Origin of the sequence: Maribacter sp. R77961, assembly GCF_044594925.1 — a bacterium.
Classification (GTDB): domain Bacteria; phylum Bacteroidota; class Bacteroidia; order Flavobacteriales; family Flavobacteriaceae; genus Maribacter.
Map to the genome: position 1 here is coordinate 2,245,746 of NZ_CP138991.1, position 19,562 is coordinate 2,265,307.

Below are 19,562 nucleotides of genomic sequence, written 5' to 3' on the forward strand. Positions count from 1 at the left end.
CATTAATCTACAAATTTAACTTCAAGCGTTTAATTATCTTGAATTTTATACACAGCTGCTTTTTCATTATTGCTAGTAACTAGCAAATACTTTTCAGTCTTTACGGTTACTATGTTCATTGATTTTATTTGTTTTTGCACCAGATTCAACCCTATTTGATGGCCATATTTAATTTCTTTGGTGCTAGAAAGCAAGGCTCCAGAAAACCCATCGAGCCTTCCGTGGTATGGTGTGGTTACAAAATTGTTACCTGCCAAAAGAATTTCTTCATTACCATTAGTATCAAAAACAAGTGTATTTGTAATAGGTGCTACTTGTAATCCCGCGGGGAAAGGCACAAATTGAAATGCTCCCTTATTATTTTCTAAATAACCAGAAGCTAACTCATGTACTTTAAATATGGTAGTGCCCTTTTTCAAAGTTTCATCTGCGAAAAGCTCATTGAGTGTTTTACCTGCGAACTTTTTATAAGACGGAAAGTCTTTTTTTAAGAATAGTAATTGTTTTGATAATTCGTCTAGACCCAAATTGGTATAATATTCCTTATTTTTTTCAATAGCAGTAACTGTTTCGGTACTGCCATCTTCGTCAAAATCTCCATAATACATGAGCATTGGGTATGCTGTGGATGCCTTAAATTTTGTATTACACCCCCAATTGCCAAGCACATAATCTAGATCACCATCGTTGTCTATGTCAAAGGGAGCAATAGTTTGCCAAAGGCCATTTAAATTCTCATTAGATAGCGTAGTATCTTTTGTAAAATGTCCTGAATTATTTTTGAAGAATATGGGCGACATCCACTCGCCTACCACAATCAAATCCGCATCACCATCTTGGTCATAATCAGAGAAGGTAGCATCAGTTATTAGACCAAGATCAGTAAAATCAGAGCTTTTGGCTATTGCAAAACCCTCGGGAGTATTTTCTAAAATGTACCCATCACTTTTCTTTCCAAAATCGCTAGAGGTAGCATAATTTCCTATGAATAGATCTAAATCACCATCACCATTAACATCTGCCATTTTTACTACTGAAGTATTTTCATATATTTCAGGAAATGTATCAGATTTAAGAAAAGTAGCATTGCCTTGATTCTTATAATGCCTGTTCAGTAAGGGTATTGCTTTATGAAAATATTCTCCGCCACCAGAAGCTACTATAATATCGTTTCCGTTTTTTTTATCAAAATCTGCTATTATCGCAAAAATATCTTCTGCCTTTCTATCCTTGGTAAGTGCGGGATCAATTTTCAACGAAAAGCCAGTGTCATTTTGTAAAAATAGTTGCGCATCATTATTTTTACTTCCCCCGAAAAATATATCGTCAAGCCCATCATTATTTAAATCTCCAACAGCTATGGCAGGGCCTTTGTTAGAAATTTTGTAGGGTATTAGCTTTTGCCTATTAAAGTCAATAAAACTATTTTCTACGTGATTGTAGTTAATACCCAAATTATCTACTACTTTTTTAAAGCGCTTTTTATATTTAGGTTGCAAACTACTATAGTCAAATTGCGCTCTATTATTAGTCGGTTCTATCGTAATTAAGGTATCTAAGGCTATATGTCCTTTTAATTTTTGAAACGTATTATCTGGCCAAACAATGAGTACACTGTCAACTTTTGATTTTTCTGCAATACCAAAATTTAAAGTAATGTCTGATGAAGATTGAAAACCCCTTGACGCATAAAGCTGTTTATATTGCATTTTTTCTTTTTCAAATACAACAACCTTACTGCCGATTGCAAATTGGTTTTTTCCTTTAAATTTTAATTTAAAATTTAAGAAGTGGTTTTTAGCATTGATATTTTCATAGATAAAGGCTTTTTGGTTTATGTTGTTAGATACAATATCTAAATCGCCATCATTATCTAAATCTGCAAAGGCACTTCCGTTAGAGCAAGATTTTTTTTCAGGCAGCCAGGCTGAAGATTGGTTTTTAAAGAAAGTTGTTTTGGTACCTTCGAATACAAAATTTTGATATGCCCCTGAAGGCATTTTTTCAATAACCTCCTTATTTAAAATCGTTTTATTCGTTAGTTTTTTACTAATTTCTTCATTAGAAACATAGTTGATATAATCCAAATCATTTGGACGTTTAGGTATACCATTAGAAATAAACAAATCTTGAATGCCGTCTAGATTAAAGTCGGCAAATAGTGGAGACCAGCTCCAATCGGTAGCTGCTACGCCACTTAGCAAAGCAGTTTCAGAAAAGTGAATTCCAGCTTTGTTTATTTGCAACATATTTCTTGCAAACTGATAGTGGTAGCCTAAATTATTGACTTTAAGATGTTGTATATCGCTATTATCTTCTCCCACTGATGCTTTTAAAACACTTTCAGAAGCAGGTAACATATCTAAAGTTATTAAATCATAAAAACCATCATTATTGATGTCTGAAGCATCACTACCCATAGAGAATCTACTGGTATGACCAAACTGTTGTTTTATAGTTTCTTTAAATGTACCATCGCCTTGATTTAGATAATAAAAATCATCTTCATGAAAATCATTAGAGACATAAATATCGGTAAAACCATCATTATTAAAATCTGCAGTGGTAATACCTAATCCGTAGCCATTTATTCCGCCATAAATACCCGCTTCTTCACTTACATCTACAAAGATATTGTTGTCATTTCTAAGTAATCTATCTCCTGCTTTATCGTGCCTTTTTTTACGAATACTAGCCTTGCCATAAGCATCTTTTGTATGCACTGCTTGATTAAGCAAATACATATCTAAATCACCATCATTATCAAAATCAAAGAAAGAGGCTTGGGTGGCATAGGTTTTAAAATCTAGTCCAAAAGCTGCGGCTTTCTCAGTAAACGTTGTATCTCCGTTATTAATAAATAATTCGTTTTTACCTTCTAAGTCACAAATATCAGTAACAGCACAAACGTAAATATCTAACAATCCATCTCCGTTTACATCTGCTAGGGTAACTCCTGTATTCCATTCAGAGGTTCCTGCAGTACCAGAAGTCTGTGTTATATCTTTAAATTTAAAAGATCCTTGATTTAAGTAGAGTTTATTTTTGGTTTGGTTACCCGTAAAATAAATGTCTTGTAAGCCATCATTATTAATATCTCCAATAGCAACACCACCACCATTATAATAATAAAGGTAGTCTAAGATGTTTACTTTATCAGTAGCATTTAATTGGTTAGCGAAGTCAATACCAGAGTGTGATTCTGAAACTAATACAAATTGCTTTTGTGCTTCTTGATGGCGACAAGAAATAAGAATAAATAGCGCGCTAAGTAGATAAATCTTAGTCATTTAATGAAAACAAAACAGGTTTTTCATTGTTAATCCCAAACAACACTTTAGTATCTTTTTTGTCATCTTGTATAACATTGACACTATTCACAACGCCTTTTACAAAAATGCCAGAATCAGTATAGCTAACCCAGTCAAAATCACCTTTTCCGTTATTGAGCAATAACCCCCCGAAGCTTGCATCGAGCTGTGAAAATTGTGGTTTTAAAGCATAATTGTTTCCTCCGTAGATGATATCTAAAAAGCCATCATTATTAACATCTACAAAATCCATGTCATTGATACAAGATAATTGCGCTCTTTCAGGTAAAGCTTTAATAGTGAAGTGGCTATTTCCATTGTTTATGGCAATTACACTTAGCGATGTATTTACTTCTTTTTGTATGGATTGATTTAATTTTTTTTCTGAAAACAAATCGTTAATAGACTTTCTGGAATAGTCAGAAAACTTCAGATTTTCTTTTTTAAGATGCGCTAACTGAGCTGTTAAATCTCGCTTAAGATGAATTGGCATATCTCTACCGCCCTCTTGCTTTGTGACAATCTGCTCTATAGTGCCATTAAAATCAAAATCGTTGACAAACATTTTAACGGTATTAGTACTGTCTGGAATACAAGAGGTATTTGTGCCCCTGTTACCCAAGACAAAGTCCATATCACCATCATTATCTACATCCAAAACTTTTACCGATTTCCACCACCCTTTTAGTTGGTTAAGATGAATACTGGTATTTTCTAGGTGACCAGATGTATTTGTAAAAACATGTATGCCACCCCAATCTTCGGCTACAACTAAATCTTTTGTTTTATCATTATTTACATCTACCCATTGAGCATCTGTTATCATGGCAATTTCAGCAACGTCCTGCGCTTTTTCTGTTATTACATTTTTAAAACTACCCTTACCATCATTTTCTAGCAGATAGTGCTTAGGAGTTAAACCATAAGCCCCAACAACACTTCTGTTACCCACAAAGACATCTACATCGCCATCATTGTCAAAATCGTTAGCTCTTAATACGGCTGTGTTATAGTTATTAAATGGTATCTGAAGACTAGGGTTTTTTATAAAATTTCCTTTACCATCATTTAAATATAATCGTAACCCAAGTTTAGAAGAGCTAGTATCATTACCTCCTGAACCAACTAAGAGGTCTAAATTACCATCATTATTAGCATCGAAAAAAGTAGCAGCCGTATCTTCAAAAAGCACATCTTCTGCAAAAGCTGCGGTCTCTTTTACGACGAACCTATCTTGCTTGGATAGGTATAATTTACCTTTTTGTTTTTTAGCACCGCCTACATAAAAGTCTTTTTTACCGTCTTTATTCACATCGCAAATGGCAGTAATTGGCCCTTCTTTTGATAGCATTTGAAACAGCAAACCTTCAAAATCAAAATCTACGTAGTTGTTTTCTTTATGGGCTTCGAAATCTTGGCTTAATTGAGTAAATAAAGTGTTTTTGTTAGCTACGGGTTGCGTTTTAAGCAAACTAGAATCATCTGGTTTGGAAATTTCTAACCGTGTATTTAATACCGGGTTTATTAAGGTTTGAACATTATCATTTGGCCATACTATTTTAAGAGAATCTATTTTTGTAGCGTCTCCCACCCCAAAAGTTAAAGTGTAATCAACAGAGGATTGAAACCCTCTTGAAGGGTACAGTTCTTGGGTTAAAACTTGATTGCCCATATGCACCGTTACCTTACTACCAATAGCATAGGTGTTTTTATTTTCTTCTTTTAATTTAAGCTGTATGTAATTGTTATTTTTCTTTTTGTTAGATTCGTTTCTATACACAAAGGCAGGTTGGTTGACATTGTTAATGACCAAATCTAAATCACCATCATTATCCAAATCGCCATAGGCTGCTCCGTTAGAAAAACTTTCGTCATCAATTCCCCAGGCTTCAGCAGCATTGGTAAACGTTAAATCTTTATTATTCTTAAAAGCGTAATTCTTTATGGGCGTACTCGGCATTTTATCTAACACCGTATTCATAGATTCTTTTTTACCGCTAAGTGCCATCTTTTGCAGAATGTCATTGGCGAAGAAATCCATAAAATCTTGATTGGTTAAATCGTGATAGATACCGTTAGAGACAAAAATATCTTTATAACCATCATTGTCAATATCTAATAGTAAAGCGCCCCAACTCCAATCTGTCATAGCAACGCCAGAATGAAAAGCGATTTCTGAAAAACTATTATTACCGTTGTTTAATTGCAAGGCATTTTGCATGTATTGGTTGTGAAAATCTTTACTTCGTTTTAATTGTAGTAAATCATAATTTTCATATTCACTAGTTTCTTTGAGTCGAATATTATCTTCAGGCAACATATCCGTAGTAAAAACTTCGGGAAAACCATCGTTATTAATATCTGCAATATCTGACCCCATAGAAGAGAGGCTAGTATGTGAGGTAAAGTCTTTTATTTTTTCTAAAAAGGTACCGTTTTTTTGATTGATGTATAAATAATCTCGCTCAAAAAAATCATTAGAAACATACAAATCTGGCCAAGAGTCATTATTTATATCACCTACAGAAACGCCGAGTCCAAAACCAATAAGGCTGCCGTAAATACCAGCTTCGTCACTGACATCAACAAACCTGCCATTATCGTTCCTGAGCAGTTTATCCCCACCACCCTTAAGCATATCAGGAATATCCCAATCTTCACTGCGTAAATCCCTTTTATCAGAATAGCCTAAGGAGCTAACCGGTATAAAACTATTGTTGAGTATGTAAACATCTAAATCGCCATCTTTATCATAATCAAAAAAAGTGGCCTGAGTAGTAAAACCATCGTCTGCTAAATTATAGTCTGCCGCTGATTCTGTAAACGTTAAATCTTTATTGTTGATATATAATTCGTTTTTCCTGTTATCACCTTCTACGTTTCCAGCGTTACATACATATATATCTAGCCATCCATCAGCATTTATATCTACCATAACAATGCCAGTAGACCAATTGTTAATGCCTTCGATAACGGCCTCTTTGGTAATATCTTTAAACTTAAAATCGCCTTGATTTAAGTATAATTTGTTTTTATTTATGTTGGCTGTAAAGAACATATCTGCCAAACCATCATTATTTATGTCTCCAATTGCAACACCGCCACCATTGTAAAAGTTACGATAATTAAAAATGTTTAAATCCTTTGTGTTGGCAACAACGTTTTCAAAATCGATGTTGGTTTGTTGGGGCTCTAATTTTGTGAATAAGGTATTATTGTCTGATGTTGTAGAATTTTGACAAGAAAAAACTATAGAAAGTAAAAAAAATGCACACCATTTTATATAGGATGGAATAGATTTTAAACCAAAGCTATTACTGTGTGTTATCATATTAAATAAGAATATTTATCTTTATATAAGAGAATAGGGTTGGCAAACTACACCAACCCTATTCATTGAAATTAACTCAAATAATCTCAAAACTAACTCAAACTAATTTATTAAAACACGGTTACAACTAGTAACCTGGGTTTTGTGTAATATCTGGGTTTGCCAATAAAGCTGGAGTAGGAATAGGAAATAAAATTCTTTCCGGCCCCGAAGCTGGCTTTTGTTGCCACGCATCTAAAAATTTACCAAAACGAACTAAATCATTTCTTCTCCAACCTTCCCAGTATAATTCTCTACCTCTTTCAGCCAAAAGGGTATCATCTGTAAGTGTTAATGATCCGGCAGTTAGACCTCTTGCTACTCTAATCTCATCAATTACATCTGTAGCTGTTTGCCCATTAGGATCTGTACCACCTCTGTAAATAGCTTCAGCCTTATTAAGTAAAGCATCAGCATATCTTAAAAGCACATAACTATTATTGGGGTCGTCCGCATTATCTACGCCTCCTGAAAAATCTGGTATATACTTTAAAACACGAATACCTTTTTCCTCAGTATTAACCGCAAAATCTACATCCCTTGTATAGGCTAATGGGTCACCACCTCTTGTAGTTAAGGCATTTCCAGCTTCATCAAATTGTTGACCAATTAAGAAACCAGCTCTAGTACCCGTACTACTAGTGTAAGGGTTAGTATCACTATTATACTCTGCACCTTTACGGATATCATCATCTTCAAAAGAATCATAAAAATCAGAAAGGGTAGCAAAACCATTCCAGCCAGAAGGCTTTTGGTTATAATGCAACGTATAGTTCCATCTTCTTTTAAAATCTGTTAATTCTGTTCTCGGCACGGAGAAAATTAACTCAGAACTTTGTTCATCATTTCTCTCAGCAAAAGTATTGTAATAGCCTAAAACTCCTGAAGAAACAGAATAATTTCCTGATGCCGTGATGTCATTTACATATTCAATGGCCTTATTCATATCAGCTGCTGCAAAAGAAAAGCTACCTGTACTTCTATCCTCAGCTTCATAAACACCCTTATTTAGATATAATTTGGCTAGTAATGCTCTGGCTGAATTTTTGTTTACTCTATTTGGACTAGATGTATCTGGCAAATCCGGTAAAGCACTTTCTAAATCTGCAATTAAAAACGCGACAGATTCTGCTGAACTTCTCACAACTGGGTTAACTTCAATACCCTGTTCAGCTCCCCTATCTAAGGTAATACCCCAGAAATCTAAAATATGGAACCAAAAGTAAGCTCTAACAGTTTTTGCTTCTGCTACAATTTGTGGTGTAGCACCATCGCCGACCATTGCCTGTGTAGCTCTAAATACTCCAAGGTTTAGATCATTAAAGGAGGTTTGAATAAATGCGTGATTTGCATCCCAAGTATGTTGTTGCATTTGTTGAAAAACGCCACCATCAAACCAATCCGTACCTCTTGTAGGTCCCAAAATCTCGTCAGAACTATGCCCTGATAATCCAAAAATCACCCGTTCGTTAGCAAACTCTCTTAGTTGCCCATAGGAAGACGCTAATAATTCATCAGCATTTCCTACACCAACAGGTACAATGAATGCTTCATTTTCAAATTCTAAATCTGTACAGCTTGAGGCAAGAACAATGCCAAGGGAGCACAACCCTATTATACTGATTTTTCTTAATACTTTTTTCATAGTGTTTTTTTTATTTTAAAGATATATTTAAACCTAATGAAACGGTGGTAGCTCTTGGGTATGCAGAATAATCAATACCAAAAGAAGGAACACCATTTATACTTTTATCTACATTTACCTCAGGATCTTGACCAGAGTAATTGGTAATGGTAAATAAATTCTGAGCCGTTAAAGAAAATCTTAATCTGTCTATAAAATCAAATTTCTCTGTATCTAAATTATAGCCTAGAGAAAGGTTTTGCAATCTAATGAAAGACCCGTCTTCTAAAAAGCGAGTAGAAACCCCGTTACCGTTAGTTGCAGACTCATTACTGTTCGCTACATCACGTGTAACATTTTTTCCGCCAAGCAATAAAGAACCTTGTAAGAATAATGCATTTGCATTGTTATTATAAATATAAGCTCCTTGCTGACCAGAAAAGAAAACGTTTAAATCCCAGTTTTTATAATTGAAGAAATTAGTGAAACCAACAACATAATCTGGCAATGGACTCTTACCTATTAAGCTAGCTGGTGTTTCAATACTATTACCATCAGCATCAAAACCATCCCATTCTGCAAGAAAATAAGAATAAAGTGGCTCTCCTTCTGTAATAACTTGCGCAAATGCACCTGTTAAACCTTGACCACTAATCGCACCTGTTTGCAAAGTTCTATCCAGTTTAGTAACCTTATTTTGGTTGAATGAGATATTAAAAGAAGAAGTCCAAGAGAAATCATCTTTACTCGCAATATCAGCTTCTAGAAGAAATTCTAAACCTGAATTACGCACTTCAGCATCTAAATTTCCAAAGAAAAAAGGATTTGGAGCCGGTTGTCCTGCTTCTAGCCTAAAAAGCAGGTCTTCCGTATTTTTAGAGTACCAATCTATAGAACCTCTAATTCTTGCGTCTGCAAATGCATAATCAATACCAATGTTAACTTGTGAGGTAGACTCCCATTTTAAATCTGGGTTACCAAATTGTGGAGCCGCAAGTAAGTTATTATTATCATAACGTTGTAAAGTCAAATTAGCACCCCCCGGTATTTCTTGATTACCAGTTATACCATAACCTAGTCTTAATTTAAGATCATCAAAAGCGTCACCAACAAAATCTTCATCAGATAATCTCCAAGCAAAGGCCGCAGACGGGAAGTACCCATACCTATTATTCTCACCAAACTTACTAGAACCATCTACCCTTAAAGTACCTGTGAAGATATATTTATCGTTTAAAGTATAATTAACTCTACCAAAAAAAGATTGTAATTCATCTGTAGAAGCAAAACTAGCACCTCTACCGGTATTACTAACGCTATATCGAGCTGATTCTAAATTGTTTAGCATGATACCTAAATCCGTAGTTTGGAAATTAGTAGCACTAAAACTTCTGGTTTTTAGTCTAAACCTTTGGTAAGAGTACCCTAAAAGTGCATTAATTCTACTGTTCTCTCCAAAATCCTTATTGAAGTTTAATGTATGCTCCAAAAGTAAATCGTTGGCTAATACATTTGCTACTTGTGCTTGACCTAAACCAGCTACCCTAGCAATATTCAAATCTCCTGATAATGCACTTCTACGTTCAGAATTTGATCTATCTACACCAAGGTTAAACTTATAACTTAAATTGTCAGTTAAATTTAAATTGGCAGAAATACCTGCAAGAATTCTTAGTGTATTGGTTTTGTCCGTTGTTAAACCAACTAAAGCAGCAGGGTTACGCTCGTTAATGTCTGGTTGTGCAAATGTACCATCTCCATTAAATATTGGTCTTGTTGGATTTGCTCTCCAAGCACCACTTAAAAGGTCACCTGTAAAACCAGCATCGTTAGAAATCTGAGGATTATCGTCTAACACATTAGAACCTATAGCAAACGTATTTATTCTTAATCTATCCTCTAATAAAGAGTGTGTTGTATTAATAGATCCTGAAAATTTTTCCATTCCACTACCTTCTACAATACCCTCTTGCTCCATATAACCAAAAGAAAGATTATAATTAGAATTTCCTTCTTCACTACCACCGCCATAAGAAATATTATGTTGCGTAGTTTGTGCTGATCTAAAAATTACATCTTGCCAATCTGTATTTGCACCAAAATCAAGAGAAGGATCTACAAAAGATCTAAACTCGTCTGCACTTAACAGGTCTAGCTTTTTTGTAATATTACTGAATCCTACAGAGGTATTATAATTCAAAGTACCTTTACCGCTCTTTCCCCTATTAGTTGTTATTATTACAACTCCATTTGCACCCCTAGATCCATAAATTGCAGTTGCAGATGCATCTTTTAAAATATCAATACTAGCAATATCGTTAGGATCAATAAAGTTTAATGGGTTTTTAGCAGTTGTATTACCAGCTCCGTTATCATTACTACCAGCGTTAGCTCCAGTAGGAGATACTGCAATACCATTTAGCGGCACACCATTTACTACATAAAGAGGTCCGTTACCAGCCCTTACAGAAGATGTTCCACGAATACGTACATTTACAGCACCACCTGGCTCGCCGCCATCTGTAGTAATCTGAATACCCGGAGTTTTACCTTGTATTAATTGCTCAGGCGAAGCAATAACACCTTTATTAAAAGCCTCTGCTTTTACAGTAGAAACAGCACCCGTAAGGTCTCTTTTTCTTACTGAACCATAACCTACCAATACAACCTCATCTAACTTAGCAGAATCTAAGGCCATTTGCACGTTAACCGTTCCAGAACCAACTATTACTTCTTGCGTAGCATAGCCAATGTAAGAAATAACTAATACTGCGTCAGCGTTAGCGACTTCCAAAGTAAAATTACCATCAAAATCGGTCTGCGTACCATTAGTAGTACCCTTCTCAACAATGTTAGCACCAGGCAAAGGTTGTCCATTTTCGTCAAGTATTGTACCAGATACAGCACTTTGAACTTTCACTTTAGCTAATTTTTCTACGACAGGCACTTTTCTTTTGACAAGAGTAATTTGTCTATCATAAATTTGATAGGTTGTTTGTGTTCCACCAAAAACTTGATCCAGTATTGTATTTACCTTTTCCTTTTTAGCTTTTACAGTCACAACCCTATTAAGGTTAACATCTTCTATTAGATAAAGAAACCTGAACTCGGTTTTATCTTCAATTTCATCTATAAGACGCTCAATGGTAATATTATTTAAATCTAGAGTGACTTTAGTATGTTGTGAGTAGCTGTCATTTGCCTGTAAAGCAAAAATGCTGGTCAACAATAAAATCACACTAATTTTCATTTTTAAATCAAGTTTAAACAACGAAGTTTTTGACTTCGTTCGTTTTAGAAGTTTTTTCATAATTTTACAGTGTATTAATGTGGTTAAATTTTGGTTTAATCACTTTTTCTAAATCGGGAAATGTTCGAGCATTTTCCGATTTTTTTATACTAAAAGTGATATACAACCTTACTCTAAGTTGGTAATGTTAATTAGTACTTTATCTCATTGGCAATGTCAATTAGTTAATTCAATTAATTTCTATATGGTTAGCGTTAATAGTATAGTCAATACCGTAGGTGTTTTTAAAATACTTTAAAACAGTTTCTACTGGTTCATCCCCAAAATTAGCGTTGAAACGTTTTTGTGCATATTCTAGATTATTATTAGTGATAGTTACGTTGTAGTGCCTTTCTAATTTTTTTAGGATATTTTCTAGACTTATTTGTCTAAAAACTAACCCACCATTAATCCATGAAGTATATACATCCGTTATAACAGGCTTAGTAGTTATATTTTTTTGTCGTCTATTAAAACTACCTTTAAAACCTGGTTCTAAAATTAAAGTTTCGTCATTTTCGGCAACGTACATTCCCACAGAACCTTCTACCAAAACAACTTCTGTAGTTTTGTCTTCAGGAAAGTTAGACACGTTAAATTGTGTACCATAAACCTCAATATCTAGATTATCCGAGGTATTCACAATAAAAGGACGGTTAGCGTCTTTAACTACGTCTAAATAAACTTCACCTACCAAGAAAATTTCTCTTTTACCTTCTTCTAAAAAATTAACAGGATATTTTAAAGAAGAACCAGCATTTAAATGAGCAACAGTCCCGTCAGAAAATTCCAATTCAAATCTTTTTCCAAATGGAACCTTTAATTGATTATATACTAAAGCTTCATTGTCGCTTTGGATGCTATTATAACTTAATCTATTTCCATTTTGAGTACCTATTACCTCACCCTCGGCATTTTTTATTTCTGTAACCTCACCCTCTGAGATTACTTCAAAGTTTCCATTTTCCAATTCTAATATTATAGTATCCTCACTAGGAGCAACAATTTCTTTAGTCTTATTGAATTTAAAATCTTGTTTAAAAACATAGCCAATACTCAAAACCATAGCTACCACAGCAGCAACTTTCAAATATCTTTTTATATTCAAAGAAATTACGGCACGCTTATCCTTCTTTATTTTTTCCAACAAAGAATTCTTAGTCTTTTCCGTATTAAATTCTCTCATAATATATTCAATTGCGTAGTTAACTCTTAGGTATTCTTTAAACTCTTTTGCATTTCTGTTTTGCTCAACCCATAAACTCAAAATACCCCACTCCTCCTTTGATATGGAGTTGTTTAGGTATTTAATAATGAGTTTTTCTATGTTTGACATTTACTATGTAGTTAACAACACTCTATATATATTACAAAGCCATTTTGCTATACCACCAATTTTTTTTGGTTTTTTTTATGATTTTAACAATTTTACATTCCTTTTTGTCAGAAATTGATATATTAGCTGCGCTAATATTATTTTATACTTTTAAAAAGCTAATGATTAGAAATCTTTTCGCCGTAATTATCTAATTGATGATTAGCGCATTTTCTACTTTAATGAAAGAAAAATCTTACAATAATATTGATTTAATTGTACGCCTAAAAAAAGGTGATGCTAGTGCCTATGCTTATTTAGTAGATACCTATAATCATAAACTTTGTGTATACGCAAATAGCTTATTAAATGATATTTCTTTATCTGAAGATGTAGTCCAAAATGTATTCATAAAGGTTTGGGAAAAACGGAGTAATTTAAATTCAAACTATTCTATTAAGAGTTATTTGTATAAATCTGTATATAATTTATGCATAAACGAGTACAAGAGAAATCAATCTGTTACCGCATTAGAAAAAAAGTATATTGAAGAACTTGAAAGTGTAATCGAGGAAAAAGATGAAGAAGCTTTTGAAAAATTAATTCTACAAGTTAGAGAAGCTATTCAAGAACTACCCCCAAAATGCAAACAGGTTTTTCTTCTAAGTAAAAAGGAAGGGTTAACAAATATTGAAATTTCAGAATATTTAAATATTTCCAAAAATACCATTGAAAGACATATCAATATAGCTTTTTCGACAATTCGTAAAAATGTTGGAAGTAAAACTGATATTATACTTTTTTTGCTATTTGGTTTTGGACAAAAATTAAATGCCAAATGTTAAAAAATTTCCTTTGCTAATAAATAGTGAACGTAGCTCTTTTTGGCGCTTACAGAAATAACTTAGTGCAGAATTATAGCCACAGATGGATTTTCTGTTTTTTGTAGTACTTATTACCAATGGATACGACACTACCCTTCTTTAATTTGGATTTTTCTTTTTTTATGACAATGCAGCTTCATTCTATTAACCAGTACTACATATTCCTCCTATACTGTCCGCCTACTTCAAACAAAGCGCTAGTTACTTCACCAAGAGAGCACTTTTTACAAACTTCCATTAAGGTTTCGAAAATATTCGCATTCGTCACAGCAGTTTTTCGGAGATCAGTTAAGAGCTTATCGTTATCTGCAAACGCGTGTAGTTCTTTAAGTGTTTTAATTTGATTCTCTTTCTCTTCTTCTGTTGCCCTAATCACTTCATCGGGCAAGATAGTAGGAGAGCCTTTAGAACTTAAAAATGTATTTACACCAATTATAGGAAAATCTCCATTGTGCTTTAACGTTTCATAATGAAGGCTCTCTTCTTGAATCTTATTTCTCTGATACATGGTTTCCATAGCCCCTAGCACACCACCTCTTTCCGTTATCCTATCAAACTCTAACAATACGGCCTCTTCCACCAAATCCGTTAGTTCCTCTATAATAAACGAGCCCTGTAAGGGATTTTCATTCTTGGTAAGTCCTAACTCCTTATTAATGATTAATTGTATGGCCATGGCTCTCCTAACAGAATCTTCCGTTGGCGTTGTAATTGCTTCGTCATAAGCATTTGTATGCAAAGAATTACAGTTGTCATAAATAGCGTACAAAGCTTGTAATGTAGTTCTAATATCATTAAAATCTATTTCTTGGGCATGTAAGCTCCTACCCGAAGTTTGGATATGATATTTAAGCATTTGAGCACGTTCGTTAGCACCGTATTTATGTTTCATCGCTTTTGCCCATATCTTCCGCGCCACCCTTCCTATAACAGCATACTCAGGGTCAATTCCATTGGAAAAGAAAAACGATAGATTTGGTCCAAAGGCATTAATGTCCATTCCACGGGACAAATAGTACTCTACATAGGTAAAACCATTAGACAGTGTAAGTGCCAATTGAGTAATAGGATTGGCTCCCGCCTCTGCAATATGATAACCGGAAATAGAGACCGAGTAGAAATTACGTACCGAATTGGCAATAAAATATTCTTGAACGTCACCCATAAGACGGAGCGCAAATTCCGTTGAGAAAATACAGGTATTCTGAGCTTGGTCTTCCTTTAAAATATCTGCCTGTACCGTTCCCCTTATTTCTGACAAAGTTCTTGTCTTAATATTTTGGTAAATAGCATGGGGTAGCACTTGGTCTCCAGTAACTCCTAACAAAAACAGGCCTAAACCATTATTCCCCTCGGGAAGCTCTCCGTAATATTCGGGTCTTTTTTTATCTTGAAAAATTTTCGAAATTGTTTTCTCAACTTCACTTTCCAATCCATTTTCCTGAATATAAAGCTCGCATTGTTGGTCAATGGCGGCATTCATAAAAAAAGCCAAAAGCATTGGTGCCGGCCCATTAATTGTCATACTCACCGATGTCATAGGGTCAGCGAGGTTAAAACCTGAATATAATTTTTTGGCATCGTCCAAACAACATATACTTACTCCCGCGTTTCCTATTTTCCCATAAATATCGGGCCTATAGTCGGGATCACTACCATACAAAGTAACACTATCAAAGGCCGTTGATAATCTTTTTGCAGGCAGCCCCATACTAACATAATGAAACCTTCTGTTCGTACGTTCCGGACCACCCTCACCTGCAAACATACGTGTAGGGTCTTCTTGCGTTCTCTTAAATGGGTAAAGACCTGCCGTAAAGGGAAAAGCTCCAGGAACATTTTCTTGAAGAATCCATCGGAGCAAATCGCCCCAAGCCTCAAAGGTCGGTAAGGCTACTTTGGGTATGTCTAAATGGGAAAGCGACTTTGTATGGGTAGCAATCTCCAATTCTTTATCACGAACTTTAAATCGGTATACAGAATTCTCGTATGCCGCTTTTTTAGCACCCCAATCAATTAAGATTTTCCAATTATAGGGGTCTAGATTCAGTTTTGTTCTATCAAAGGTCGCACATAATAATCGTATAAAATCACGTGTTTCTTCATTTTCAACGGTAGTAGTCTCCTGTAGGTCCAATCCTGTTGCATCCAACAACGGTTCTAGCCCAATAATGGTCTCCAGAGTTTTATAAATACCGTACAATTGTTGCGCAACATTAGCTTGTTCTTCAACTGTTTTATCATATGCTCTATTGCGCTCCGCTATTTCCGAAAGATAACGGGTTCTCGCGGGCGGAATAACATAAATTTTCTCGCTTATTTTTTTAGAAAGAGAAAAGGTTGACTTAAAACTAGATTTTGTTTTTTCCGTAATCTGAAGCATTATAGCATTATACAAACTATTCATTCCCGGGTCATTGAACTGCGATGCAATGGTTCCAAACACAGGCAAATCATCCTCTTTTGTTTCCCACAGGTTGTGGTTACGCTTGTATTGTTTTTTTACATCTCTGACGGCATCTAAAGCACCTCTTTTATCAAACTTATTTATCGCGACCAGATCGGCAAAATCCAACATATCTATCTTTTCCAATTGTGTAGCCGCACCAAATTCTGGAGTCATTACATACAAGGAAACATCACTATGTTCTATAATTTCAGTATCCGATTGACCTATACCGGAAGTTTCCAAAATAATTAAGTCAAACCCAGAAGCTTTCAATATCTCAACAGCTTTGTTTACATGCTTTGACAAGGCCAAGTTAGATTGACGAGTAGCCAAACTACGCATATAAACTCTTTTATTATTAATGGCATTCATCCGAATCCGATCGCCCAAAAGAGCTCCTCCCGTCTTTCTTTTCGAAGGGTCTACCGAAATAACACCAACAGTTTTCTCAGGAAAATCAATAAGAAATCTCCTAATCACTTCATCTACTAAAGATGACTTTCCAGAACCACCAGTGCCGGTAATACCCAATACGGGACTAACGGAAGTCTGAGACAGTTCCTTTACTTTTTGAAGTTGGTCTTTTGCTTTATTTGGAAAGTTTTCCGCAGCAGAAATAAGACGCGCAATAGCTGTATTACTTTTACTACACAATTCGTTAACCTCATCCTTCAACAAATCCCCAATTGGAAAATCCGATTTTTCTACTAGGTCGTTTATCATGCCCTGCAGACCCATCTTCCTGCCATCATCCGGCGAATACAATCTTGTGATTCCATAGGCCATTAAAGCTTTAATCTCCTCGGGAAGTATTACTCCACCACCACCTCCAAAGATTTTTATATGATGACTATCTTTTTCTTTTAGAAGATCATACATATATTTGAAATACTCATTATGCCCACCCTGATAAGACGTAATACAAATAGCATTAACGTCTTCTTGAATAGCTGTATTAACAACCTCTTCTACACTGCGATCATGACCAAGGTGAATAACTTCTACTCCGGTAGCCTGGATAATTCTCCTCATAATATTGATAGCGGCATCGTGCCCATCAAAAAGAGAAGCTGCAGTAACAATCCTAATCTTATTATTTGGCTTATAAACTGATATATGTTTCATAGTGAAGTATTTAAACAGGAGGCCTTCTCTCAAATTTAAGTATTTTCATCATGTTAGATTTGCAGTATGACTATGAATAAATGACGGTTTCAGTGAAAACGATGACTAATTTCTAACAGTTTTACTGAATTGAAACCATAAAGCAAAAAGATTTACGAAAATCGGTGTAGTAAATGTAATTCTGAACATAGCATATTTAAAAAAAGACTGCTACATAATAAACCCGTCAAACTCTAGTCATTTTGCTACCTTTATAAGACCTATTTCATCACCAATGCGAAAAAAAATCACAAGACTTATTCTCTTGATGCTTGGTTTACCTTTGTTTTCATTGGTACTCTCTAATTATGTGATTAATTCTTTCGCTGAGGGAAAAACATATAGCACTATTTCAAAAATCCCTAAAAATAAAGTTGGGTTAATCCTTGGAACATCTAAAAAACTAAAAGGAGGCCAACAGAATCCTTACTATTCCAATAGGATACTAGCTACCGTGGCGCTATTCAAGGCTGGTAAGATTGAATATGTTCTGGTGAGTGGAGATAATGGCAGTGTCTACTATAATGAGCCTACTACGATGAAAAAAGACCTGATTAGTGCTGGTATTCCAAAAGAAAGGATTTTTCTAGATTATGCCGGTTTTAGAACCTTAGATTCTGTCTTTAGGGCTAAAATCGTTTTTGGGCTTCAAGAAGTAACTATTATTTCTCAGAAGTTTCATAACGAGAGGGCTATTTATCTAGCAGCTAAAAAAGGACTAAATGCGATAGGTTATAACGCGAAAGACATTTCTTTAGAAGCTGGTTTAAAAATACAGTTCAGAGAATATTTTGCGCGGGTAAAAGTGTTTTTAGATTTAGCCTTAAAAACGCAGCCCAGATTTTATGGTGAAAAAGTTTTAATCCAATAACAACCAACCTTACTGAAAATTATGTCCAAAACAAAAGCGTTACTAAGAAACCTAGGTCCCGGTCTTTTATTTGCTAGCATGGCAATTGGAACATCTCACCTTGTTCTATCAACAAAGGCGGGTGCTCAGTACGGTTGGATGATGGCCATCCCGATAATCTTGGCCAACATTCTAAAATATCCTTTTTTTGAGTTTGGTGTGCGCTATACCAGCGTTACCAACAAGACTTTAATAGAAGGTTACCTAAAGAGAGGTAAGGGTTATTTATTATTTTACGCTTTTATTACCTTAATTACCACGTTTACCATACTTGCGGCGCTATATACGGTTACATCCGGTCTTTTTATTAACTTATTTAAAGTAACCGAATATGCGATTAGTGATGTGGCTTTAGGTCTTTTTGCCCTTATTAGTGCACTTTTAATTATCGGGAAGTATAAATTTTTAGAAGTAAGCCTAAAGTTTGTGGTAAGCATTTTGTTCCTAGCATTAATCATAACTACGGTTTTAGTTGTAGCTGAAGGTCAAGCGAAACCAGTTAGCGATTTTACGCCTACTCCACTATTTAATGAGGTAGGGATTTTATTTTTAATAGGATTGATGGGTTGGATGCCTACTACGGTAGAAGCCTCTAGCTGGGTTAGTCTTTGGAGTATTGAAAAATGGAAAAACCAAGAAAAACCTTCCTTAAAAGCGTCGCTTCAAGAATTTAATATTGGATATATTTTAACCGGCATCCTGGCTCTATTCTTTATGATAATCGGATGGTTTACGCTTTACGGCACCAATACCATATTAAGTAATAACGCCGTTAATTTTGCCGACCAAGTAGTACAATTATTTACTACGCACATTGGATCATGGGCTTATATATTTATAGCAGTATCTGCTTTTGCTACAATGTTCAGCACATGTATGACGGCACATGATGCCGTAAGCAGGGTAAGCTTGGATATTATAGATTTATTGACCCCAGCTATTAAAAACATAAAAAGTAGGAAAAACTTCGCCTTGGTTGTTCTTTTATTGGCATTAGTAAACTTCATTGTTATTGCTGCGTTTTCCGCTAATATGGGGAATTTAGTTGCCTTGGCCACTTTTGTTTCGTTCGTTGTTGCACCCATAATAGGTTATATGAACCTAAAAAATGTAATGAGTGCGGACGTATCCAAGGAACATCGTCCAAATAGAAATTTACAAATACTTACATATGCAGGGATTTTATTACTATCCTGTTTTTCTATTTACTATTTCTATATTGTAATTGTTTCGTGAGTAGGGCTTC

9 protein-coding genes are annotated in these 19,562 nt (G+C 34.8%); 3 read left to right on the forward strand and 6 right to left on the reverse strand.

Going from position 1 to position 19,562, the window contains the following annotated elements:
- Positions 1–29: 29 nt before the first annotated feature.
- The 5 genes from SJY09_RS09940 to SJY09_RS09960 all read right to left on the reverse strand — a co-directional run bounded on the left by SJY09_RS09940 (position 30) and on the right by SJY09_RS09960 (position 12,930).
- Positions 30–3,290 (reverse strand): VCBS repeat-containing protein, encoded by a 3,261-nt coding sequence (locus SJY09_RS09940; protein ID WP_396635565.1) that lies wholly within the window; start codon positions 3,288–3,290, stop codon positions 30–32.
- Positions 3,283–6,642 carry a VCBS repeat-containing protein gene (locus tag SJY09_RS09945; RefSeq protein WP_396635566.1) on the reverse strand — a complete coding sequence of 1,120 codons (3,360 nt, stop codon included), beginning with the start codon at positions 6,640–6,642 and terminating at the stop codon, positions 3,283–3,285. The genes SJY09_RS09940 and SJY09_RS09945 overlap by 8 nt, the downstream gene beginning before the upstream one ends.
- 127 nt (positions 6,643–6,769) lie before the next feature.
- Positions 6,770–8,326: a RagB/SusD family nutrient uptake outer membrane protein gene (locus SJY09_RS09950; protein WP_396635567.1), complete on the reverse strand. Its 1,557-nt coding sequence runs from the start codon at positions 8,324–8,326 to the stop codon at positions 6,770–6,772.
- 10 nt (positions 8,327–8,336) lie between these two features.
- Positions 8,337–11,555 (reverse strand): TonB-dependent receptor, encoded by a 3,219-nt coding sequence (locus SJY09_RS09955; RefSeq protein ID WP_396635568.1) that lies wholly within the window; start codon positions 11,553–11,555, stop codon positions 8,337–8,339.
- Positions 11,556–11,784: 229 nt separating this feature from the next.
- A complete protein-coding gene (locus SJY09_RS09960; protein WP_396635569.1) occupies positions 11,785–12,930 on the reverse strand; it encodes a FecR domain-containing protein in 1,146 nt (381 codons plus the stop codon).
- A 221-nt stretch (positions 12,931–13,151) separates the two neighbouring features.
- Here SJY09_RS09960 and SJY09_RS09965 point away from each other — a divergent pair, with 221 nt between their 5' ends.
- Positions 13,152–13,754 carry an RNA polymerase sigma factor gene (locus SJY09_RS09965; protein ID WP_396635570.1) on the forward strand — a complete coding sequence of 201 codons (603 nt, stop codon included), beginning with the start codon at positions 13,152–13,154 and terminating at the stop codon, positions 13,752–13,754.
- Positions 13,755–13,947: 193 nt separating this feature from the next.
- Here SJY09_RS09965 and SJY09_RS09970 read toward each other — a convergent pair whose 3' ends face one another.
- Positions 13,948–17,367, reverse strand: coding sequence for a methylmalonyl-CoA mutase family protein (locus SJY09_RS09970; RefSeq protein ID WP_396635571.1), 3,420 nt, complete (start codon positions 17,365–17,367; stop codon positions 13,948–13,950).
- A gap of 274 nt (positions 17,368–17,641) precedes the next feature.
- Between SJY09_RS09970 and SJY09_RS09975 the strand changes: the two genes are divergently transcribed.
- The gene (locus tag SJY09_RS09975; RefSeq protein ID WP_396635572.1) at positions 17,642–18,277 is read left to right on the forward strand and encodes a vancomycin high temperature exclusion protein; all 636 of its coding nucleotides are present in this window, start codon (positions 17,642–17,644) and stop codon (positions 18,275–18,277) included.
- Between the two features lie 21 nt (positions 18,278–18,298).
- Positions 18,299–19,552 carry an NRAMP family divalent metal transporter gene (locus SJY09_RS09980; RefSeq protein WP_396635573.1) on the forward strand — a complete coding sequence of 418 codons (1,254 nt, stop codon included), beginning with the start codon at positions 18,299–18,301 and terminating at the stop codon, positions 19,550–19,552.
- The last annotated feature ends 10 nt before the right edge of the window (positions 19,553–19,562 follow it).